Source organism: Methanobacteriaceae archaeon, assembly GCA_030656015.1.
Classification (GTDB): Archaea; Methanobacteriota; Methanobacteria; order Methanobacteriales; family Methanobacteriaceae; genus UBA349.
Genome location: JAUSNX010000001.1, coordinates 356,547 through 380,474, shown reverse-complemented (window position 1 = coordinate 380,474; position 23,928 = coordinate 356,547). Strand labels below are relative to the sequence as shown.

23 protein-coding genes are annotated in these 23,928 nt (G+C 31.3%); 11 read left to right on the top strand and 12 right to left on the bottom strand.

The genetic code is table 11. The features are described 5' to 3' along the window. The first annotated feature begins 138 nt into the window (after nt 1–138). Nucleotides 139–570, top strand: a complete 432-nt coding sequence (locus Q7I96_01825; protein MDO9626351.1) for an acetolactate synthase — start codon at nt 139–141, stop codon at nt 568–570. A gap of 84 nt (nt 571–654) precedes the next feature. On the opposite strand, the gene Q7I96_01820 is transcribed toward Q7I96_01825, so the two are convergent. The 8 genes from Q7I96_01820 to Q7I96_01785 form a co-directional block, all read right to left on the bottom strand. Continuing rightward, nucleotides 655–1,443, bottom strand: a complete 789-nt coding sequence (locus tag Q7I96_01820) for a MarR family transcriptional regulator (protein ID MDO9626350.1) — start codon at nt 1,441–1,443, stop codon at nt 655–657. A 22-nt stretch (nt 1,444–1,465) separates the two neighbouring features. Then, a complete protein-coding gene (gene recJ / locus Q7I96_01815; protein MDO9626349.1) occupies nt 1,466–2,860 on the bottom strand; it encodes a single-stranded-DNA-specific exonuclease RecJ in 1,395 nt (464 codons plus the stop codon). A gap of 191 nt (nt 2,861–3,051) precedes the next feature. Next, a complete protein-coding gene (locus tag Q7I96_01810) occupies nt 3,052–3,330 on the bottom strand; it encodes a signal recognition particle subunit SRP19/SEC65 family protein (protein MDO9626348.1) in 279 nt (92 codons plus the stop codon). A 169-nt stretch (nt 3,331–3,499) separates the two neighbouring features. Further along, complete coding sequence (locus tag Q7I96_01805) at nt 3,500–4,282, bottom strand: uroporphyrinogen-III synthase (GenBank protein ID MDO9626347.1); 783 nt, start codon at nt 4,280–4,282, stop codon at nt 3,500–3,502. A gap of 146 nt (nt 4,283–4,428) precedes the next feature. Continuing rightward, nucleotides 4,429–5,133, bottom strand: coding sequence for a uroporphyrinogen-III C-methyltransferase (gene cobA, locus Q7I96_01800; GenBank protein ID MDO9626346.1), 705 nt, complete (start codon nt 5,131–5,133; stop codon nt 4,429–4,431). Nucleotides 5,134–5,358: 225 nt separating this feature from the next. Beyond that, the gene (gene purQ, locus Q7I96_01795; protein MDO9626345.1) at nt 5,359–6,009 is read right to left on the bottom strand and encodes a phosphoribosylformylglycinamidine synthase subunit PurQ; all 651 of its coding nucleotides are present in this window, start codon (nt 6,007–6,009) and stop codon (nt 5,359–5,361) included. Between the two features lie 112 nt (nt 6,010–6,121). Further along, nucleotides 6,122–6,373 (bottom strand): phosphoribosylformylglycinamidine synthase subunit PurS, encoded by a 252-nt coding sequence (purS, locus tag Q7I96_01790; GenBank protein MDO9626344.1) that lies wholly within the window; start codon nt 6,371–6,373, stop codon nt 6,122–6,124. A 49-nt stretch (nt 6,374–6,422) separates the two neighbouring features. Further along, nucleotides 6,423–7,166 carry a phosphoribosylaminoimidazolesuccinocarboxamide synthase gene (locus Q7I96_01785; protein ID MDO9626343.1) on the bottom strand — a complete coding sequence of 248 codons (744 nt, stop codon included), beginning with the start codon at nt 7,164–7,166 and terminating at the stop codon, nt 6,423–6,425. Nucleotides 7,167–7,407: 241 nt separating this feature from the next. Between Q7I96_01785 and glmS the strand changes: the two genes are divergently transcribed. After that, nucleotides 7,408–9,186, top strand: a complete 1,779-nt coding sequence (gene glmS / locus Q7I96_01780) for a glutamine--fructose-6-phosphate transaminase (isomerizing) (GenBank protein MDO9626342.1) — start codon at nt 7,408–7,410, stop codon at nt 9,184–9,186. A gap of 88 nt (nt 9,187–9,274) precedes the next feature. Here the strand turns inward: glmS and Q7I96_01775 are convergent, their stop codons facing one another. From Q7I96_01775 to Q7I96_01760, 4 genes are read right to left on the bottom strand one after another with little or no spacing between them, the layout of a single operon-like run. Continuing rightward, nucleotides 9,275–10,690 (bottom strand): glycosyltransferase, encoded by a 1,416-nt coding sequence (locus tag Q7I96_01775; GenBank protein ID MDO9626341.1) that lies wholly within the window; start codon nt 10,688–10,690, stop codon nt 9,275–9,277. Between the two features lie 4 nt (nt 10,691–10,694). Further along, nucleotides 10,695–11,369, bottom strand: coding sequence for a class I SAM-dependent methyltransferase (locus tag Q7I96_01770; GenBank protein MDO9626340.1), 675 nt, complete (start codon nt 11,367–11,369; stop codon nt 10,695–10,697). 49 nt (nt 11,370–11,418) lie between these two features. After that, nucleotides 11,419–12,399, bottom strand: a complete 981-nt coding sequence (locus Q7I96_01765) for a glycosyltransferase family 2 protein (protein ID MDO9626339.1) — start codon at nt 12,397–12,399, stop codon at nt 11,419–11,421. 12 nt (nt 12,400–12,411) lie between these two features. Then, nucleotides 12,412–13,536, bottom strand: coding sequence for a glycosyltransferase family 4 protein (locus Q7I96_01760; GenBank protein MDO9626338.1), 1,125 nt, complete (start codon nt 13,534–13,536; stop codon nt 12,412–12,414). Between the two features lie 101 nt (nt 13,537–13,637). Between Q7I96_01760 and Q7I96_01755 the strand changes: the two genes are divergently transcribed. The 9 genes from Q7I96_01755 (at nt 13,638) to argB (ending at nt 23,865) form a co-directional block, all read left to right on the top strand. Beyond that, nucleotides 13,638–14,864, top strand: coding sequence for an MnmC family methyltransferase (locus Q7I96_01755; GenBank protein MDO9626337.1), 1,227 nt, complete (start codon nt 13,638–13,640; stop codon nt 14,862–14,864). Nucleotides 14,865–15,258: 394 nt separating this feature from the next. Beyond that, nucleotides 15,259–17,223, top strand: a complete 1,965-nt coding sequence (tgtA, locus tag Q7I96_01750; protein ID MDO9626336.1) for a tRNA guanosine(15) transglycosylase TgtA — start codon at nt 15,259–15,261, stop codon at nt 17,221–17,223. Further along, nucleotides 17,223–17,576 (top strand): nascent polypeptide-associated complex protein, encoded by a 354-nt coding sequence (locus Q7I96_01745; protein ID MDO9626335.1) that lies wholly within the window; start codon nt 17,223–17,225, stop codon nt 17,574–17,576. Before tgtA ends, Q7I96_01745 begins: the two co-directional genes overlap by 1 nt. A 40-nt stretch (nt 17,577–17,616) precedes the next feature. Continuing rightward, nucleotides 17,617–18,366 (top strand): metallophosphoesterase, encoded by a 750-nt coding sequence (locus Q7I96_01740; protein MDO9626334.1) that lies wholly within the window; start codon nt 17,617–17,619, stop codon nt 18,364–18,366. 384 nt (nt 18,367–18,750) lie between these two features. After that, the gene (locus Q7I96_01735; protein ID MDO9626333.1) at nt 18,751–19,776 is read left to right on the top strand and encodes a Zc3h12a-like ribonuclease; all 1,026 of its coding nucleotides are present in this window, start codon (nt 18,751–18,753) and stop codon (nt 19,774–19,776) included. After that, nucleotides 19,776–20,981, top strand: a complete 1,206-nt coding sequence (locus Q7I96_01730) for a hypothetical protein (GenBank protein MDO9626332.1) — start codon at nt 19,776–19,778, stop codon at nt 20,979–20,981. The genes Q7I96_01735 and Q7I96_01730 overlap by 1 nt, the downstream gene beginning before the upstream one ends. 49 nt (nt 20,982–21,030) lie before the next feature. Continuing rightward, nucleotides 21,031–21,363, top strand: coding sequence for a hypothetical protein (locus Q7I96_01725; protein MDO9626331.1), 333 nt, complete (start codon nt 21,031–21,033; stop codon nt 21,361–21,363). 261 nt (nt 21,364–21,624) lie between these two features. After that, nucleotides 21,625–22,866 carry a bifunctional ornithine acetyltransferase/N-acetylglutamate synthase gene (argJ, locus tag Q7I96_01720; protein MDO9626330.1) on the top strand — a complete coding sequence of 414 codons (1,242 nt, stop codon included), beginning with the start codon at nt 21,625–21,627 and terminating at the stop codon, nt 22,864–22,866. A 117-nt stretch (nt 22,867–22,983) separates the two neighbouring features. Next, nucleotides 22,984–23,865 (top strand): acetylglutamate kinase, encoded by an 882-nt coding sequence (argB, locus tag Q7I96_01715; GenBank protein ID MDO9626329.1) that lies wholly within the window; start codon nt 22,984–22,986, stop codon nt 23,863–23,865. Nucleotides 23,866–23,928: the final 63 nt, after the last annotated feature.

Sequence of the window (23,928 nt, the reverse complement as noted above, 5' to 3'; positions counted from 1 at the left end):
AAATCATATAAATTAATTTGTAGATAATTGATTATGATTACCAATTAATTATCATAACAATTTAATATCAGGGGTAAATTCTGGTTAATTAAAATATTTTATGGGATAATATTGGAAATTCGATTAGGGGATAAAAAAATGAAAATAAAACAACTATCTATTTTCCTAGAAAATAAAAAAGGAAGACTTTGGACGGCTTTAAATACTTTGGCCGGTGGTGGAATAAATATACGAGCTTTATCAATAGCTGATACTTCAGATTTTGGTATTTTAAGGCTAATTGTTCCGGAACCTGAAAAAGCTAAGAAATTACTTGAGAAAAATAACTTTATAGTTAAAATGAAGGAAGTTGTTGCGGTTGAGTTATCTGATCAGCCAGGCGGTCTAGCATCTGTATTGAAAATATTAAATGATTCAGATATTAATTTGGAATATCTTTATGCATTTGTTCATGAAAAAAAAGATAAAGCAATATTGCTTCTAAGTACTGATGATTTAGATATTTTAATGGAAGTATTAAATGATGGTGGGGCCACTTTAGTACCTCCTGAAGAAGTTTACGACCTTTAAATATTCATTTTTATTTTATTAAAATTTCATCATCTCTTTTAATTAATTTTTATTTTAGTTCTTTTTAAGAATAATAAAATTAAATCAAGTTTTAGTAACATCTTCTAACGTATAATGTACTCCTTCTTCATCTAATCTACGTGTTATACTATTTTTCATTTTACCAACTGCAAATACAAGGATGTCAAGGCCTCTTTTTGCTGCAGCAACGGTTGATTGGGGCGTTGCAAATTCAAAATCTATATTAATTTCCAACTTATCAACAACTGCTCTAGAAACAGTTCCCATTATTCCAACACGATCAAAACCTTTTTTATAGATTTCAAAGACCTTATCCAGATCTGTTTTATTGGAACCACCTTGATTTATGGTTGGTAGGACTAATATGACTACATTACCTGTTTTTAATTCAATAGTACCGCCCAAACCTATTAAAGCAACATCTTCCCCAGCCAAACAATCTTTTAAGACTTCTGCGCGTGCTGGAGCTTTTTTCTTCGAAGCATACAGAGTTCCATCTTTCATGAAAAGTCCTACTTCCTCTCCGGAATTAAGATTTTCCTCAGCAATAGCTGGCCAGACAGATTTATAACTATTCATAGTATCTAATACTTCTTCAGAATACTTTCTAAGAGCCAGAGCTTCTTTTTTTATTCGTTCAATACCTTTTTTTGTTATTTTATATCTGAAACGACCTCCACCGGATTCAACATAACCATCTTCTACAAGGCTTTTTATATTTTCTGAAACAGCTTGGATAGTTATTCCAAGCTTATTACCTATATCCTTTTGTCTTAGGTGAGGTTCATTTCTAGCAATTTCGCCAAGTATCTGAAAACGTGTTAATTCCCCTTTATTTTTGAAAACTTTCATTTTAACCCCTTTCAACTTTTTACTAATTACTTATTTTATTATTTAAATAATTATTAAAAACATTTAAGAACTCTTCTTTACTATTTGAAGGTATGTAAGCTCCACAGGCCACTGAATGCCCTCCTCCACTCCCACCAACTTTTTCAGCCACTTTCCGGATTATATGTCCAAAATGAATTCCATCATATGCTAAAAGTCTAGAACAGCGAAGAGAGACTTTAATACCACTATTTTCATCACTTATCTGAGTAAAACCAAGGATAGGTTTTTTCCAATCTCCATAACTTAAGATCATTCCAGCTATGGTCCCTATAACCTCACTTTTGATACCATTACCTTCAAAGTACTGTAAATTTTCCATAGGAACTATCATATCTTCATTTTCAATGAATTCTATTTTCTGGGCCAAATATCTTCTATGTTCTTTAGATAAGATTTCCATTTCATCCATAGCTGTATTTCGATTCCCTTTTAATATTTTTAATGCAACATCTGCTCTTTTATTCCTACTGCACGCATTTACTATTGTAGAAAATTCGCTAGCATCTCTAAGAGGAGTATATTTTTCTTCATTTAAAAAATCATAAGATTCTGCAGAAACTAATTTAGGCACGTGTTTAATGTATTTTGCAGGCACTTCCTTCGATAACATTCTTACCAGTTCAGAAAACAATTTTCCTTTTTCTTCAGGGGTTAAATCACAAAGTGAGCGCTGATTTTTACCATTTTTCTTTTCTATGCCTAATTTATTAAGCAATAAAATTGCTTCTGTTTTGTTATTAGTGATGGGGAGATTAACATCTCCAAAATAAGATAAAGCTACAAATAATGGTCTAGTTTGTCTACCATAAATTGAAATATCTTTTATGGACTCTACATATCCTTCATTGATACTTTCTTGTAGTATCATGCTATTTAGACCTTCTAATTTTCCTGAAAGGCTATTTTGCATGTCCCCTACCCCAGATAATACTCCCATCCAACTTAAATCCGTATGGCCAAATGCACGGGCCAATAGATATGACATTCCTCCTCCAGAAATTTCATTTGAGCCTTCAATACCATAGAAAAGCGGATTTATTTCCAGGAATTTTCCTTGAACAGTAGAATTATTAAAATTAGGGCCTCTTAATGATGGGTGATGGTCTAAAATTAGTATTTTAGATGATGATGTTGATAATTTTTCGGTTGCCTGGCCAGATCCCAAATCAGAAAATATGGTGAGTTCATTTTCAAGTTTAAGTTCATCAATTTTATCTAAACTAATGAATTCTACTTCATGTTCTTTACCCATCCGATCAAGCATAGTTGATAGAATTGCGCCGGCAGTTATCCCATCACAATCAATATGGCTATAAATTTTTATATCTTCTGCAGATTCTACCAATTTCTGGGCTTTAGTAAATTCTTTTTCCATAGGCAGGGGCACTTGTGTTTTCAAATTATTTCTCCTAATTTTTTAGTGGGTGAATGATAATTTTTGAAAAATTAAAAGTTTAGCTAATTTTAAGTTATTTTCTGTTTTAGGATGTTATAACTTATTATTTAATAAATAAAGAAATATTATAAGTGATACCATAAATTTATCATCCAAACCGATAATTTGATTTAATTTGATCTAGTACCTTTAATCATATTACTAATTTTTAAAAGAAGGTCTTTTTTTGAGATTTCTTCTCTTTCTACTACTATCCGGCCTGTTGATTCCCACCAAAGGCCAGGATAAGACTTATCATTTTCCGTATCTGGTTTTAAATCCAGTTTTCGCGCAGCTCTAGAAATTTCACCTAATCGAGGGGATGAAACACCATCCTTTTTGGATATTTTCCTTCCTTCTTTTTTAGTTCTTGTGGAATCTATATAAACTGGCCAAATAATTGTTTTCATATGTATCCTCCAGATAATTAGTATTATTTTAGCGATATTATTATAATTTGATATAATACTCGGATGTATGATTATTTATTTAATATAATTTTTACATTTAATTGTTATAAAGGATTATACACGTTCTATCTATAATATCTTAAAAATATTAATTAAACAATTATTTCCACTATAAGTTATCAAACAATTTCAGCATCATATCTTTCACCGTGTACTTTTCAGGAATTAAAGCATTAATTCCATATTCTTGTAATGTTTTTCCGGTTATAGGACCAATTGCTGCCACTAATACTTCTTTTTTGGATAATATTTTGATAAAATCGGGTTTATGTTCTTTTTCTACTAGATTAAATAGATTCTTAACTGTCAATGGACTGGTGAATGTAATAGCAGATATTTTTTTATCTAGAATTTTTTTTATTAAATCTTCTATTAAATCGTTTTCTTCAGGAACTATTGATTTATAAGTCTCTGCTACGAAAACATGTGCTCCCATTTTAGTTAATTCTGTAGGTAACACATCACGTGCGGCCGGAGTGCTTGGTATTCCAATAATTTTGCCTTCTAGATCATATTCTAAAAATGAATCCAATAAACCCTCTGCAGTATATTCTGAGGGCATTATTTCTGTAGTTAATCCTTTAGATTCTACAATGTGTTTGGTTTTGGGTCCAATAACTGCAATTTTGCACTGGGGATTTAGATGTTCTTTTAGGTCTGGACAAAAATTGAAAATAGATTCTAATGAAGCTGGAGAAGTGAATATTAGCCAGTCTAATTCTTTGAGTTGTTTTAACAGTCTCCTCAAAGTAGTAGTATAAGTAAATTTCAATTCCAAGGTAGGAACTACTAATGGAACTCCTCCAAATTCTTTAACAATATCAAATGTAAATTTGGAGCGTTCTATAGGTCGTGTGATGACTATTACTTTATTATTTAAAGTTTTAGACATTTTATTCTCCTTTAATTAATTAAATGGCCATTATAAGTAATTAAAAAATATTAAAAATAAAATAAAGGGCTTGAATGTTAAGTTTAAATAATTTAGGAAGTTGTTTTTTATAAAGAATATATGATATAAAATAACTCAGTTTCTGCTTACTTTTTCATTTTTTGGTAAACATCCACTACATTTCCTACAATTAAAATTGCGGGGGTGTTAATATCTTTTTCAGAGATGTTATCTAGCGTCCCAATTACTATTCTTTCCTTAGGAGTTGTACCATTTTCAATTATACAAACAGGAGTTTTAGGATCTCTATACTTCATCATTTCCTGAGTATTTTCTTTTATTTGACCAATTCCCATTAAAACAATAATGGTATCTGCAGTATAATCCCATTTTACCTGTTTTTCTTTTTTAGTTGGGTCTTCATGGCCAGTAACAATAGTAAATGATGTTGCTACTCCCCTATGGGTCACTGGGAGGCCAGCAGTGGTTGGAACTCCAATGGCGGATGTAACTCCAGGAATCATATCTACGGATATTCCTTCCTCGTGCAAGGCCAGAACTTCTTCTCCTCCACGACCAAATACAAATGGGTCTCCGCCTTTTAGCCTTACAACCTCATCATAAGCTTTTGCTTCATTAACTAGAATTTGATTTATTTCTTCCTGGGTTTTATAGTGCTCTCCTGCCTTTTTACCCACATAGATAAGCTTGGCGTTGGGGGCGTGTTTTAATATTTCTTCATTGGCCAATCTATCATAAATAACAACTTCTGCTTTTTCTAATGCTTTGACAGCTTTAAGAGTAATTAATTCCGGGTCTCCTGGACCTGCACCTACTAAATGTACTACCATTTCCTCACCAGCTTTAAATAAAGGATATAATTATAATTTTTTTATATAATTAATTTTAAATTTTTTTTTTTATTATGGTTAATATACTTACGGACAATTTTTAATTTTTATAAATCTAACATTTTTTAATAAAAATAGATTTTGATGGATTAAATATTATTTTAATTGGATTATTAAATAACCATTAAATTGCACTTTTAAACTCAATAATCTTATTCTAATTATCTAATAATTAATAATTCCTTTAAAGAATTTTAAACCATCGTCTGATCCTAATATCATTTCAGAGGCCCTTTCTGGATGGGGCATTACTGCACAAACTCGTCCTGTTTCGTCACAAACACCGGTGATTCCTTCCAGAGAACCATTAGGATTTTCTCCTTCGAATTGTAAAACAATCTGGTCATTATCCTTAGCCATTTCCAGGTTTTCGTTAAAATAACGGCCTTCGGCATGGGCCACCGGCATTTTTATAACTTCATTTTTATTATAAATGCTGGTAAATGGAGTTCGAGTGGTTTTAACCTTCATTTCACTCCACTGGCAATTAAATTTAGGATTTTCGTTCACGGTGAATACTCCAGGTACCAATCCAACTTCGGCTAGTATCTGAGCACCATTACATATGCCTAAAACGGGTTTTTCTTCTTTAGCCAGAGATTTTATTCCTTCAATTACTGGTGTTATAGCTGCTATTGCTCCAGCTCTTAAATAGTCTCCATAGGAAAATCCACCGGGAATCACTGCCGCATCAAGATTGGAGAGATCTTTTTGGTTCCACCAAATATATTCTGGTTCTCCACCGGCAAGTTCAAGAGCATGATAAACATCTCGATCACAATTAGAGCCAGGTAACCTTATTACTCCTACTTTCATTATTTGTCCTCTTATTTACTTAGTTAATTTGAATAAATTATTCTAATATTTCTGTTCTTAATTTAAACTTAAGGATTTGAAATTATATTCCTCAATCATATACAAATTCAGATCAACTTAATGGAACTATCTGGATTTGGTAATCATGAATAACTGGATTACATAACAAACGTTGACACATATCTTCTACCTCTTTTTCAACATCTGCTTGATTTTCCTCGTCCATAGTGAATTTTACTATATCAACAGTATCTGTATCTTGAACTTCATACCCTAGAAGTGCAAGGGCACGTTGAATAGTAGATGCTTCTGGGTTTAACATTCCTTTCTTCAAACTTATCTTAACTTCTACGTCGTATTTCATTAAACCACCATTAAATAAATTTAATTATATTATTTTTTTAATTATAAGATTAAATTTCTTTTAGTCCATACTTTTCAAGATCTTCTGGGTCTAGAATCATGGAAGCAACCTTTTTATAAGCATCCATTACTCCGCATTCCCCTTTTCTAAATAAATCTTTGTCAAGGACGTCACAGGTTTCAATATCCCAATAACGGCAAGTGTCTGGACTTATTTCGTCTCCTAAAACTATATTTTGGTTTTTATCATAACCAAATTCAATTTTAAAGTCTACAAGGCTGATACCTTTATTTGCTAAGAACTCTTTCAAGGTTTTATTAATTTTTAGAGTTATTTCTCTAATTGAATCCAACTCTTCTTTAGTAGCAAGATTTAAAGCTATGATTATATCGTCATTTAACATTGGATCATGAAATTCATCGTTTTTATAATCCATTTGTATAATGGGGGATTCAAAAACTTGTTTATCTTCAAAAGGAAATTTCCTTAGCAAACTCCCGGCTGCTATATTCCGAGTGATTACCTCTAAAGGTATCATTTTCAGCTTGTGTGAAAGCATTTCACCCGGTTTAATCAGCTCAATGAACTGAGTTTTTATTCCTTCTGCTTCTAAAACTTCAAATAATTTAGAAGAGATAATAGAATTGTAATAACCCTTGAGTTGAAGACTATCCTTTTTTTCACCGTCTCCGGCAGTTATATCATCTCTAAACTTAACAACTACTTTGTCAGAATGGTCAGTTTCATAAACGTCCTTCGCTTTACCACTGTAGATTAATTTTCCAACTTTTATCCTCATACTATCTCCATTTTTCTATTTGTTCTCAAAGGCTTATATATGTGTAAATCCAATTATAGAGATATATTGTGATTTAAGTAATATAATGATATCATTAAATAAAATTATTATATAAATTATCATAAGAATTAAATGAATAAAATATTTCTAAATTTATAATATAATATTTAATCTAAATTATAATAAATAATATTTAAAATTTTATGAGGCCAAAGATGCCTTTATAGGTGAAATGATGTGTGGTATAGTTGGATGTATCTTAAAAGATGATGAAGCAGCTCCAGTACTTTTAGAATGCGTAAAAAAGTTAGAATATAGGGGTTATGACTCTGTAGGTATTGCTACGTCATCTTCAAAGATTAATATCAGAAAAGATAAAGGAAAAATCAGTGAAGCTGAAAAGAACGTGAAACTTTCTGATTTACCGGGAAATATGGGTATTGCACATGTAAGATGGGCTACTCATGGTGTTCCTACTCAGAAGAATGCTCACCCTCACACAGATTGCAATGGCAAAATTGCAGTAGTTCATAATGGAATAATTGAAAATTATAAAGAATTAAAAAATAATTTAGAATCAGAAGGCCATATATTCAAGTCGGATACAGATACGGAAGTCATTCCGCATTTAATAGAAAAATTCATGGATCAAGGCTTTGATCTGGAGATTGCAGTACGGAAAACTCTGGAAATGATCCATGGGTCATATGCTATTGCAGTTATATCTACGGATGAGCCAGGCAAAATTATAGGGGTTCGGAAAGAAAGTCCTTTAATTGTAGGAAAGGGTGATGGGGATTATTTCCTGGCCTCAGATGTGCCAGCCATATTAAAACACACTAATAACATTATTTACTTAGAAGACGGGGAAATGGTTATTTTAGATGCTGATGGTGTTACTGTTAAAAATGTTCTGGGTGAAATCATTGAAAAAGAGGTCCATATAATTGAATGGACACCAGACATGGCTGAAAAGGGCGGTTTTGATCATTTCATGATAAAAGAGATTCATGAACAACCTGATGCGGTTAGAGATACTCTTATGGAGTCTTCAGAAATAGAAAAAATAGTTAATAACTTGGGTGACATTGAAAGAATCTGCTTTGTGGCTTGTGGTACATCTTATCATGCTTCTTTAATTGGAAAATATTTATTTGAAAGTTTAATGGGATTACCTACGGATGTAATTCTTGCTTCGGAATTCCAGTATTCTTCCAAGGCCATGGATGAAAAAACACTAGTGATATTTATCAGCCAGTCTGGAGAAACTGCAGACACTCTTAAAGCTCTTAGAACCGCTAAAAAAAGATCTGAAACATTGGTAATCGTCAATGTTGTAGGGAGTACTGCTACCCGGGAAGCTAAACATGTTGTTTTCACCAGAGCAGGGCCTGAAATAGGTGTGGCTGCTACTAAGACCTATGTAAGTCAGCTAACATGTGTATATCTTTTAGCAGCTCATATGAGCAAACGATTAGATTTGGTTGAAGATTTACATAAAATTCCTAAGTTCATGGCAGATGTTTTGAATAATGAGGATCATATTCATAGAATTGCTAAAAAATATAAAGATGTGCCTGATTTCTTCTTCATTGGAAGAGGGTTTTCTTACCCAACCGCTTTAGAAGGGGCTTTAAAACTAAAAGAAATTACTTATATTCATGGGGAAGGCTATGCTGCTGGAGAACTTAAGCACGGGCCATTGGCTTTGATTGATGATGGAGTTCCTGTAGTTGCTGTTGCACCTCCAGGAAATATCCATGATAAAACTTTAAGTAATGTAGAAGAAGTCAGGGCCCGAGGAGCCCATGTGATTTCGGTTGGTTCTGATAATGATGAAATTTTAAAATCAGAATCAAAGGATTTTATGGGGACGGATTCAGAGATTGATGAGTTGATTTCCCCTATTCCGTATATAGTTCCTTTACAGTTACTTGCATATTATATAAGTATTGAAAAGGGTATTGATCCTGATAAGCCGAAGAATTTGGCCAAGTGTGTTACTGTAGAGTAATTGAATAAATTAAAATATGATTCTTTTTTAATATTTAATCATATTTTATAGAAGTTTATTATTTTATTCCAATCAATAAAATCATAGTTTATCTATTCAAAACTTTCATATAAACATTTTCAACCTCTTTTTCGTATTCTTCATAAGGGCGTAAAATTTCATTTCTAATATTAAAAATTCTTTGGTTTAGTTCATTTATTTGTTCCGGGTTTTTGATGATATTAATCATTATATTGGACAATTCTTTTGGAGAAGAATCAACATTAACCCAGCCAGTAATATTATCTATAGTATATTCTGTTATTCCACCAAGATTATTTCCAATAACTGGTATACCTTTTGATAAAAATTCTAACCCTACAAAACCATAAACTTCTTCCCAAACTGAAGGTATTATTCCAACATCAATGGCATCTAATATATTATCTAAGTCCTTTGTATCATAATGTCCTTTAATAATTACATTTTCATGTTTATTGAGTTCTAATTCCCGAGATTTATCAATTTCTCCCAGTATATAGATATTATAGCGATTTGAATAAGATTTTAGTATATCTATGGTTTCTAATAAAAATTGAGATCCTTTTTCAACTGAAGAAAACCCATTCAAAACCCCAAAATTGATTGAATTATCATAATGTCTTGTTTTTTTAAAATTAATATTATTAAAATGATTTAAAAGATTTTGAACTATAAAAATCTGTGAATCTTCACCTAAAAATGTCTGGTAAATTTCTTTTGTTTTTGTAGAAGGTGAAATGAATGAATCAATTTTTTTTAATTTTAATATGTTTGAATCTCTTCTATCTTGGTATAAATTAGAAATTTTTTCGTAGTTATATATGGGGGTTACTGGAAAATTTATTTTAGGATCTTTTATTTTATCAGAACGAATGTTTTGTATAAACTTAAAAATTCTATTATAAATATTAAAAACAGGTATTTTGAATTTTTCTAAATGATAAGCTACTGTAGCAAGTAAAAAATAAGCACGACCCTCAAAATTATTACAACATAATAAACACATAGGGCCTACTTCATTTTCTGAACAAATTGTTTTATCTATTCTGTAAAGTTTCACAGTTGGACATAAAGGATAATAATCGTGAAGTGTCATTACTATTGGAATTCCTAATTCTTCTTTAAGTATGTCAATTAAAGAATAGGGTAATCCTAATATCTCTTGTATATGAATTATATCTGGTTTGTTACTTTTAATTATTTCTCGAAAAAGATTTTCAAATTCATAAACTTCTTTTTTGTTTTCTAAAGCACATTTAGATGGTAAAATTGGGGAATTGATTAATTCATGCATTATTATTCCATCTTTTTTGTAATTTTTTATCATAGTTTTTGAAAAAGGGTAGTATCTTCCAGAGAAGAAATAATGAACTTCATTTCCTTTTTTCGCTTGAAATTTCATTAAATTCATTGCATTCTTAATTGAACCACCGGTTCGCATAGGTAGAAAACCATGACCTATATGCATTATTTTTATTGTCATAGAATCACTCTTTTTTAATATTTTGACCTAATCCCCCAATGGATATACCATAGAGGTTCGCATAAAAAGTGGATAATGCATCATAATCTTTAAAAAATATTCTTTTGAATAAAAGATAAGGAAATAATAGTACACTTATCCAGTTCCTCCAAACATTTATCTCTAATTTTAAAAAACCGTTTTCTTTTAACAATCTTTCAACAGAGTAATAATTATATGGTCGTATATGTGTTGGTTCGCTCCAAAAATTTGCATTTCCTTCAGGAATAAATGCTGTTTTATAATATGGCATTTCTATATACAACAAACCATTGGATTTAACAACTCTATGAAACTCGATCATAAAATCATATGGATTTAATAAATGTTCAATAACATGAAAACAAACTAATAAATCAAACATATTATTCTCAAAAGGTATATTATCTCCTGAAGCTTTCTGGAAATTGATAAATGATGGAATAGAACTATTCATATCTCCAATATCGATACCATAAAGCTGTAAATCTGGCCTTAATTCATGAATGTTTTTAAGATAATTGGCTTTTCCACATCCTACATCTAATATCTTTCCATTCAATGGGAGATCTAAAACTAATTTACTAATTAATTTTTTATAGCCTTCACTTAGTACATCATTAATCGATTCATAATAAATCTCATTATATTTTGTTTCCATATTCTAACCTTCCATTATTTAGTTAATAATTATGAAACTTTAAGAAGAATTAAGGTTTCCATTTGTAAATGAACAATTTTTCTAAATCTTCAAATGGAACATTTTTTTTTATATTTTTATATTTATTCATGAAGTGTCTAATTTCTTTGTAGGCATCCCATTTAGCTTTTAATATGATCGTCTTTCTTCTTACTAAGTTTATACTAATTTGGGCTACTTCAGAAGCAAATAATAGCGGAAATTTTTTAATAATATATCTTTTTGGAAGATTTTTGAATATGGTCCAAGTTGAATTTCTCCAGGTATGATATATAGTGAAATCGCTTAATGGTTCATTAGTACCCCCTCTATAATGATACATTACTGCCTTTGGGCAGTAGTAAGATTTCCAACCCGCTCTGCGAAGTCTTAATGCTAAGTCTGTATCTTCACAATATGCAAAAAAATCTTCATCAAAATATGTATTTTCATATTTTACATCGGATAATGCTTTTTTTTTATAAAGACAACCTGCAGGAGAAGATCCCATTATTTCTTCTTCATTTTCATACTTATCCAAACTTTCATAAGCTCCTCTTTTAAAAGCTAATCCATTGATAGAATATTCAATTCCAACCACATCAATAAGGCTAGTATTTTGACCCCATATAATTTTTGACTGTATGCTACCTGCTTCAGGATGTTTTTTTGACATTAAAATTAGTTTTTCCAAAAAATCTTCTTTAATTTCAGTGTCATTGTTTAAACAAACAATAAACTTGCATTCAAAGTCTTTAAAACTCTCGTTTATCCCCTGGTTGTTTGCTTTAGCAAAACCATAGTTTTCATGGTTTTTAATAATTTTGATTTTACCAGATTTCAGTTCATTATAATAATTTTGATTAATATAATCAATAGAATCATTATTTGGTGAATTGTCTACAAATATAATCCTAAAATTTGAATAAGTCTGATTGAAAAGAGAAATAAAGTATTTTTCTAAAAATTTCTTGCCATTATAATCTGGGGTGATAATATAAGTCTCTACCATTCAAATACTTCCTTAAATATGATTATAAATATTTAAAATGTCTTTAACAATTTTATCCCAGATGAAACTCTTTTCTACAATTTTTCGCCCATTTTCTCCTAAATTATTTCTTTTTAATGGATTTTTTAATATAGAATCTATTACAACTTCTAATTTTTCTAAATCAAATGGTTCAACCAAATAACCATTAACTCCATCTTCAACAACTTCCACCACACCACCTGAAGCATAGGCCACAACTGGAATCCCACATGCATTAGCCTCGGCTAACACCATTCCAAAACCTTCTCGGGTAGAAGGTAAGACTAACACATTAGATTTTTTCATTTCACCCATCAGTTCGTTATAATCTAAATTATCCAAAAATTGAATACTATCTCGAAGATCATATTCTTTAGTCATTGAAATTAAATTTTCTTTCTCAACACCATTACCAACTATCAGTAAATTAATATCTGAAATTTCTTTTTTCAGAGATTTAACAACTTTCAATAAATGATCAACATGTTTATGTGGTGCTAGTCTGCCTACGAAGATTATAGTATTTTCATATTTCTCATTAACTTTAACAGAATCTATTAATTCCAAATCCACACCAGCGTAAACCACAGAAACTCTATTTTTTTGGACACCATAATATTTAACCAGAGATTTTTTAGTTTCATTACTCACAGTAATTATTTTATCATATGGGAACCTAACCAAAATTTTTTCAGCCAAAGCAGCAATTTTAGATGATTGAATCCACTGATCATCATCTTCTGTACTTACATCATATATTGTTCCAATAATTGGAGTTCTTTTCAATTTTGCACCGAAAAAAGCAGGAATAAGTGGAGCATAAGCTTGAGCATCTATTATATCATAATTATGAGTCACAATCCACTTAAAAACTGCAAATATGAAATTTATAAAATTTGATGAACTTCTGTGCGGAGGTTTGTTAATGGTAGGTCCAATATGATGAATATTAATTCCTTCAATTTCTTCATATTTATTTACACCAGCTATTTTCATACAAATAACATCAACCTGATGGCCTTTTTTCACTAAACGTTTAGAAATTTCATAATAACGCCTTTCGCCACCGCCGTGATAGTGAGGAATAAAAAAATCACATACTATACATATTTTCATAATAGGCCTCTTTATTGATTTGATATATAATTATTAATTAGATTTAATTAGATTCAAATTTATATTTATTTAATAAATTTTATTTAATTTATAGTGATAAAATGAATTACCAACATTCAGAATCATTAACTCCTCAAAAAGAAGCAATATCTCTAATAAACTATTATTTTCAAAAAGAAATACATGGAGATTTAAAAGCGAGGAATCATCTCAAAAATGAATTTCTAAAATATTTAATTAAAACAGATGATGGATCCTACACCTTAAACTCTGGGGAAATTAATGGTAATTCTGAAACTATGCATACCAATAAAGGAGCCATCACAGAATCATTGGAAAAATTTGTAAAACCATCAAATCTGAATAATAAAAGTAATATTAAAGTTTTAGATACATGCAGTGGGTTTGGTTATAATTCAGCTACATTAATTGATTATTTAGGTGCTGATTCAAATACTGATATTGATTTAAGCTTAGATTTGATTGAAATTTCCATTGAAACTCTTGCGGGAGGCCTATTAGTACCAGTTCCTTTAGCAACACACAATATAGTTAAAAAGGCCATTGAGGAAAAATTAATTAAAGAAAATTACGCGAAATTCAACTTTGAAAAGGGGACTATCCCAAAAAATATTCAATTTAATATTTATTCTAAAGATGCACGGGAAGTAGTCCAAAATCTTGATTCAGATTATTATGATGCTATCTTTCTAGACCCATTCAGCCCTTCAAAGGCTCCGGAACTATACACGGTTGAATTTTTCAAAGAATTAAAACGAATTATAAAAAATGATGGTGTTCTAGCCACCTACACCTCTGCCGCCCCGGTCAGAAGTGCCTTGGTCGAAGCAGGGTTTTATATCGGTGAAGGCCCTATCTTTGGCCGTAAATCCGGGGGAACAATTGCTTCTAATTCTTTAAGTAATATTAAAAAAGATATTTCCGAGGCTGATGAGAGAATGATTTCTCTTTCTGATGTTGGTATTCCCTTTATAGACCCTTTTTTAGATTTATCAGGTACTGAAATCTCTAAAAATCGTTCAATTGCTAGAAAAAAGGCTAGAGGAACATATAAATTTTCTTCTGCAGCTAAAGCACCTATTTTTTTGGGTAAAGAAATTGAAATGAATAGGTGGGGCCGCAAAGTTGTAAGAAATATTAATCAGTTACATATTGATGATTTAAAATCAAAAAAGGCTTTATATTTGGTTTGCTGTCAAAATGAATTATGTTATTGTGGTTGTAATATTAATAGAATATCTAATTCTAGAGATAGGATAAAAAAGATGTCTCAAAGGCTTTCTAATCTAAGGAATGTCATGGAATAGTTCATTTTAAGGATATAAATATTATATTGTTCACGAGTAAGAATATTGTTCTGAAATGGAATAATTGTGCTTAAAATTGACTATTAATCCCTATTTTGAATATTTAGCTCCAGTATCAAGAAAAATTTAAATAGTATTAATATTAATTTCATTATGTATTAGTATTATTACTAATATGGTATGGAAATGGGGGACTTCTAATCTACATAAAAAAATATTATTTTTACTTTACTAGCAATCAACTTTAATATCTATAAAATTCTGATAAGTTTTATAAAGAAATATTTGAATCTTTTTTTCTTATTAAGATTGCAACTAATATTAACTGAATAGATTTATAATATTGTAGATTCACATTCATATAGAGGATCTTCCATTAAAAGGAGACAGATAAATGTTTGAAATAAAATTAAAAGATAATTTAGGAAGAACCGGAATTATTAAAACTAAACATGGCGAAATCAGGACACCAGCACTAATGCCAGTGATTCACCCGGGAAAGCAATCTATTGATGTAAAATCTTTAGGTGCTGAAATAGTAATTACTAATGCATACATTATTTACAAAAATGAAGAATTAAAGGAAAAAGCTTCAAAAGAAGGTGTCCATTCTTTAATAAACTTTGATGGCCCAGTAATGACTGATTCTGGTTCTTTTCAACTTTCAGAATATGGTGATGTTGATATAAACAACCAGGAAGTTATTGAATTCCAGGAACTAATAGGTTCAGATATAGGAACTTCACTTGATATTCCTACACCACCTTTTGTAAGCAGAGGCCGTGCTGAAAGGGAACTGGAAACAACACTGGAACGGGCCAAAGAATCTTTAAAATATAGAAAAGACATTTCGTTAAATTCTGTGGTTCAGGGATCGACTTTTCCGGATTTAAGATCAAAATGTGCTGATGAATTGGGTAAAATGGACTTTGAACTTCATCCTATTGGTGCGGTGGTCCCTTTAATGGAAAAATATCAATATAAAGACTTGGTTGATGTGGTAATTGCCTCAGTTTCTCATTTACCAGATTCCCGGCCTAGGCACTTAATGGGCGCTGGACATCCTATGATTTTTGCTCTAGCAGTGGCTATGGGCTGTGATTTGTTTGATTCTGCAGCATATATTCTTTATGCTGAGGATGACAGATTTTTAACAGTTTCTGGAACTTACAAACTGGAAAACCTTGTTGAAATGCCATGTTCCTGTCCAGTGTGTATTGAATACACTCCAGATGACTTAAGAAAAATGGAAAAGAGTGAGCGAAAGGTTTTTATTGCTCAACATAACTTAAATGTAAGCTTTGCAGAGATAAGGATGATAAAACAAGCCATTGCAGAAGGTAATTTAATGGAACTTGTTGAAAACCGATGCAGAGCACATCCTCGCCTTTTAGATGCATACCGTCAACTAGGAAATTATATGGACGTTATGGAAAAATATGATCCCGCATCTAAAAAATCTGCTTTCTTTTATAGTGGCCCAGAATCATTGAAAAGGGTGGAAGTATACAGGCATCTGGAAAAAATGGGCCAAATGCCAAAAAAGAGCAGAATAATGCTTTTGCCATCTAATCGAAAACCTTATCATAAATATTTGCCTCAAGAATTAGGGGAATTTTATAGCATGGGTTCATCTAAAAAGACTGGAATGGATGATCTTCAAATAATGGTAGTGGATGTTCCTTTTGGCCTGATACCTCTTGAATTGGATGAAGTATATCCTCTGGCTCAAAATGATGCTCCTAAAATATTAGACTTGGATTCCATAAAATTTATCCAAGAAATAGTAGAAGGACTATTTGAAAAATATGAAGAAGTCATTGTCAGTGCCGATATTGTAAAACAATTTGAATTAGAACTAATTTTAAATTATTCAATCCCAGAATCATTTAAAATAAAAATAGCTGATCAGCAAAAAATAATTATGGTAGCGGATTACCAATTTGGACATGGGGCGGGTGAAGCGCTTTTTGCAGGCAAATTAGAAATTGTGAGAAGTAAAAAAACAGGAAAAATAAGGCACATATATTATGGAAAAGAGTTAATAGCAACTATGAGAGCATCAGACGGATTTTTTGTTCTCAGTAAAGAAGGTGCCCGGCGACTTCATTCTAGAATGGAATTTCCTAAAAATAGGGTTGTGGTGAATGCAGACTCTGAACCATATGCTCGTGAGGGAAAAAGTATATTTGCTAAATTTGTTATAGAATGTGATAAGAATATAAAATCTAATGAAGAGGTTTTAATTGTAAATGAAAATGATGATTTACTGGCCTTTGGTAAGGCACTTTTAAATAGTGCTGAAATAATGGATTTCCAAGTGGGTCAGGCAATTAAAACCAGAAAAGGAGGATTATGATGATACCTGGAGCAGGAATGAACCCTAAACAACTTAAACAGATGCAGCGAAGCATGAAACAAATGGGCATGGACATGAAAGAAGTTCATGGTGCCACAGAAGTTATTATAAAACTAAAAAACAAGGAAATTATCATTAAAAATCCTAAAGTAAACATAATGGACTTCATGGGACAGCAAACTTATCAAATAACTGGAAAATCCAAAGAAAAAGCTATTGAGACTGAATTGGTTATTCCTAACGATGATATTGAACTGGTTGCCACCCAAACTGGTGTTAGTAAAGAAGATGCAGAAAAGGCACTAAAAGAAACTAAGGGAGATTTAGCTGAAGCTATTATGAGGTTGAGTTAATGTTTGTACATTTAGCTGAAGCTATTATGAGGTTGAGTTAATGGTCTTAATTGCCCATTTATCTGATCTTCATGTAGGTGCACATAATCATGTTGAAAAAACTCTCCTAGATGCCATAGATCAGATTAATAATTTAAATCCTGATTTAATTGTTTTAACCGGGGATTTAACTGATAATGGTTATTATTTGGAGTTTTTAAAGGTTAATGAATATCTTGACTTGTTTGAAAATCCTGTAATGGTAGTTCCAGGCAATCATGATGCTCGACATGTGGGCAATGAAACTTTTGAAGAAATTTTTCATGACCGCAGTGGTACATTAAGCAATGATTCTGATAATTTAACTGTAATTGGCCTGGATAGTAGTGAACCCGATCTTGATTATGGAAAAGTGGGCCGTCCTCAACAAATCTGGATGGAAGATGAATTATTAAAGGCCCAAAACAATAATCAATATCAAATTATTGCTCTTCACCACCATATAATTCCTGTTCCAAAAACAGGTAGAGAAAGAAATGTTTTGGCAGATGCAGGGGATATTCTTCATTCTTTAACTAACAATAATGTTGATTTAGTTATTTCTGGCCATAAACATGTCCCCCATTTATGGGAATTGCAGAAGACTGTTTTTGTTACTGCAGGAACAGTTTCTTCTCTTAAACTCAGAGGCAAGGACCTTAATTCTTTTAACACATATAATATAGAAGAAAATGCACTTGAAATAAATTTAAATCAAGTATATGGAAAAAAGCATTTGATGGCTAAATTTGAAAATAAATGTTCTATCTAATTGATTGCTAGTATATAAATTATTTTAATTATATTATATTTTTTATAGATTTTACTTAGTACTTGGGTTATTAATATTAAAAATAACTTAATTTTCCCTAATTATTTATATATTTTAATTATATAATTTAATATAAAATATTTGATATCAGAATACTTATAAACTAAAATTTAGATTGTATTTCTTTATTATCAGATAATATTATTAACTAAACAGATTAATTAATAACTGATTGGTGTTAATATAATATATTTGGTAATATAAATAAATTATAAATAGAATCATTTCTTAGATAAAAAATTGAATCATTGAATACGTATAAATTAATTCCAAATTATATTTTAAGTTAAGAATATCTATAATTAGTTGGCTATAGGTGGTTAATTGAAAGTTATTATAGATGCATCGAATGTGGCCCATTATGGGAAAGGAAAAGATGAAAAACCTCTTTTGAAGAATATATTGAGTTCAATAGAATCTTTAAAGAAATTGGGTTATGAACCGGTAATCATTGCAGATGCATCGTTACGTCATGAAATTGATAATAAAGAATCATTTAATAATTATTTGCAGGATGGTGAGTTTCATCAAGTTCCTTCTGGAACTACGGCTGATCATTACATTCTGAAATTGGCTGAAGAAGATGATGCTAAAATACTTTCTAATGATAACTTTAGAGAGTATTTTGATGAATTTCAAGATATTAATAGTCGAAGAATACCATTCACTTTAAAAGATGGTGAAATTGATATTGGAACCTCTTCTAAACCAAAGAAAATAAAGAATATTCTGCAAAAAATTTCTACGGAAACTCTTTCTCAATTTGAAAAGAAGAACATGGACTCTTACAGAATTAAAAAAGGTAAGAAACTTAGTGGGATAGCTATTGCTAAGGAAGCTATTGATAGAATCACTAAAAGCAAAGAAGAGGGCATTGAACCTAAATTAGAGGGACTTTTTATGAAGATTCCTCTTTTTGAGAAAGTTATGAGCATGGTGGAAGAAGCAGAAAAAACCAGTGATTTCATTATTTTTGTTTTAGTACATCCCAAAGATTACAAGGATGCTGTAAAGAATGCAGGTAACATAGCCGTTACTGTTGGTGATAGATTAAAACTGGATCACGCACCATTGGTTGCGGTTCGTAATGATCTTTTCACTAGACCAGGTAGCTTTGAATTAAATATAATATACTCCGATGAGATTTTAGAAGAATCCCCTTATAATGTAAATATAACTATTAATGATCATGACTATTCTTTTGTAAAAAAGAACTCCCGAAACATTGCTAGTACCATTGCAGCCAGACTTGGAACCTGGAAATTTCCTATAGTATCTGTAAAACCGAGTATGCTTATGGAAAAACCAGGTCAGTTTGATATTATCCTAGAAAAGGGAGGAAATGATTAATGGTATCAGACTATTTATTAAGGGCGCTATCTGGGTTTTTTCTCAAACATAAAGTGCTGAGTATAGGCACTAAATATTATCCCACGAATAATACAGAAAGGGAATACGTGGAAATGATAAACTACACTCAGACCATGCTTATAGAGATAGAAAAAGCCAATATTACTACTAATAAGATTTTTGAAAACCTTATTAATGAGGTTGGAAAGGAAAATATTCCTGATAACAAACGATTCATCGAAATAAAGCCTGCTGAGGATAGAGTGGATGAATACGCTCTTTTAAGTAATATTATCATGGGCAGTGATCGTTACTTGTATGTGGAAGTTTTTAATAAAGGACGAATAGTTCAGGAATTTGCAGAAATAATTAAACGAGAAAATGGTACAATTGTTGAACAGAGCACCAGCGAGATTGTTGCTAAGTTGCTTTCTAAAAATGATGCTATAAGAGTGGCTATTGATCTTATTAGGGTCGGTAACAATAAGGATATCAGTGTTCGGGCTGCAGTAGGAATGACTGGTGCAGCATCCATTGAAAGATCCATTAATTTAAATAGAGAAATAGGCGAAGTTTCAGGGGTCGGTTTCACGAAACTTGGAGGCGAGTTCGCTGTAGTTTTCCCTTCAAAATTCTCCAAACTCAAAGGTGAACCTCTTTTATATGACAACTACCTTTTTATTGATGTTATTGATTCCACTAAATTTATTGATGAAAAGGGCAGAGATCATTTAGTAGAAATAATGAATGATATTAAAGCATTCATTGAAAAAGAGTGCAAAGGAAAAATTGAAGGTTATAGGGAAGGTGGAGATGACCTTATCGCTAATTTCCCTACAAAAGATTTGGCTCTAAAAGCAGGAATTGACTCTGCATGGCATGCGCTTAATAATGGTGCTAAAATTAGGGCAGGTATAGGAAAAAGTCGAAGAGAGGCTGGTGAAAGAGCTCAGCTTGCTGATGGTATCAAACTATGGAATCCTAGTTCATTGATTGTATTTGATGTAGCAGATGGAGTATATGGTTATTTTATTCCCTCAGAATTTGCAAGATCAATTATGGATTTTGTTTCGCATAAAAAATCAAAAGCATTTTTAATATTCTTGCTTGTATTTTTTGCTACATTTATAGGTTGGAATATAGGATATTGGCAGTTTGGAATAGTAGCAATTTTCCTAGCTGTACTCTACGCTATTACTACCTAAAGGTAACCTTTTTAAGGAGATAAATACAAAATTTATATGTGGAGGTAGCATGAGGCCCGAGACTGAAGGAAAAATAATTGTTGGTTTAATAATTTCCTTGATTGCATTTGGTTGTGGCTCTGGTGTGGGCATAGTGATAGGTATTTCTCAAAATGATACCACTTCTCCTTTTTCACTCAATTATAGTCAGCCAAACAGTTCGGATTTTCCGATAACAACTACTAAATCTACAGATCTTTCAAACACTTCCCCATCACAAGATTCTCAGAGCAGTGATTCCGAAGTGGTTTATGTGACTAAATCTGATAGTAATAGTGGGAATAGCAAGGGAAGTACTAATAATGGCAATATTAATAACAATAATAATGAAAGTCCAGATTAAGATTAATTACTAGATATTTTCATGATATTGAGCATTAAAATTAATTTTAAATAAAAAAATTAGTTATTCAAGGTTATTTAAAATAATAATTACTACTCAATGTTTATTGATTTTGTTAATCTGGATTCTAAATATTCTTGTTTTAGAATATTTTAATTGCTTAAATATATTTAAATTATTAATATAATCATTCAAATCTCATAAATATGGAATTTATTAAATTTTATTTTTATTAATTTTAAAATATTTTGGTGACTTATCATGAAAATTATTAGTGGTGGTGTTTGTGCTGTTGATGGAGTTCTGGCTTCTGGGGCACAAAAAGGAAAATATGGTGTGGGAATCATCTTTAATGAAAAAAGTAATGCTTCAGCAGTATTCACATCAAATAAAGTAGTTGCAGCTCCAGTTATTATTACAAAAAAGTCAATTGAAAATGGCCATATTTCGGCAATAGTGGCCAATAGTGGCAATGCAAATTGTTTCACTGGCGAGAATGGTATTTCAAATGCAATTAAAATGGCAAAAACAGTTTCTAAGTTTTTAAAAATTGACTCAGACGATGTAGGGGTGGGATCCACAGGAGTAATTGGTCGGGAAATGCCTATGGAAATAATAAATCCTTTAATTGATGAATCTCTAAAAACTCTAGAAAATACTCCTGAAGGGTCTTTAAGAGCTGCAGAGGCCATAATGACGACAGATACATTTTCTAAAGAATTTGCAGTGGAGACTACTCTTGAAGATGGTAGTGTTGTTAAAATTGGTGGTATAACCAAAGGGTCTGGAATGATTGCGCCTAATATGGGGACCATGCTTTCTTATATAACCACTGATGTTAAGGCATCACCTGAAGAACTCCATAAAGCTCTTAAAGAGGCAGTGGAGCAAAGTTTTAATATGGTTATAGTGGATGGTGATGAAAGTACCAATGATATGTTGGTTATAATGGCTAATGGGAAGTCTGGAAAGATTGATGAGAACTTCCAGAAAGCATTGAATTTTCTTTGTCAGATGCTAGCAAAAATGATGGCCAAAGATGGGGAAGGAGCTACTAAATTCATGGAAGTTGAAATTAAAAATGCAGAGTCTATTGAAGATGCTCGTTTAGCTTCTAAATCAATTGCCAAATCTCCTTTAGTCAAAACTGCATTGTTCGGTGCAGATCCTAACTGGGGGCGTATAGTGGCGGCTACAGGGTATTCTGGAGCCAAAATGGATGAGAAAATTATCAGTGTTTCTTTAAAAGCATTAAAATCTTTTTCAAACCATGAATTAACTATTGAAACATCATCTGATGATAAAAATACTGTTAAAATAGTCGATAAAGGTAATGTGTTGGCCTTTGAAAATACAAAAGAACTATCTGATGCGGAAGCTATAATGAAAAGCAAGGATATAAAAATTATTGTTGATTTAGGATTAGGCCAGTACTCGGCCACGGCTTATGGCTGTGATTTAAGTTATGATTATGTAAAAATTAATGCGGAATATACAACATAGTTTATGATATAACTTGCAGTAAATGTGTTGAATCTTATTCAAAGATTAAATATTATTAATTATATTTCATAATAATTATTTCATAATAAAATTATTATTGTTATAGTAGGTATCTAAATGAAAACAGTGAATATTTTGGTGGAAGCCCTGCCTTATATTAAAAAATTCCACGAAAAAAAGATTATGATAAAGTATGGTGGCCATGCCATGATTGATGAAAAGGCCATGGAATCCACAGCCAGAGATACAGTTCTCTTGAAATATGTAGGTATGGAACCGGTGGTAGTACATGGCGGAGGTCCAGAAATATCTAGATCCATGAATAAAATGGGTAAAGAACCTAAATTTATTGAAGGGCTACGTATAACTGATGAAGAAACCATGGAAATTGTTAAAATGGTTTTAGTTGGAAAAATTAATACTAGTATAGTATCTAATATTTGTTTACATGGTGGTAAAGGTGTAGGATTATCTGGAAAGGACAGTGGACTTATTAAGGCACGAAAAAAAGCACCTCATGTATTTAAAAATATTGAAACCGGTGAAGAAAGACAGATTGATTTGGGATTGGTTGGTGAAATAGAATCAATAAATACCGAGATTATTGAAATGCTAACTGATAATAATTATATTCCTATTATTTCTCCTATTGGTGTGGATAACACCGGGAATACTTTAAACTTAAATGCAGATACGGTTGCGGGTGATATTGCTTCAAAAATAGATGCTGAAAAGTTAATAGTTTTAACCGATGTGCCTGGAATTTTAGAAGATCCTAAAGATCCAGAATCACTGATAAAGAAGATAAGCATTGATGAAATTAGCGAATTGGTTAAAGATGGCATTATTAAAGATGGAATGCTTCCTAAAACTATGACTTGCATCCAGGCCATACAAGAAGGTGTTTCTTCGGCCCATATTATTGATGGGAGAGTAGAACATTCTATATTACTGGAAATATTCACTAAAAAAGGAATAGGGACTATGATAACCAAGTAATCATGTTATTTGATTTTTAGTTTATTAAAATAATTAAATTAATAAATTGAGAATCAATAAACT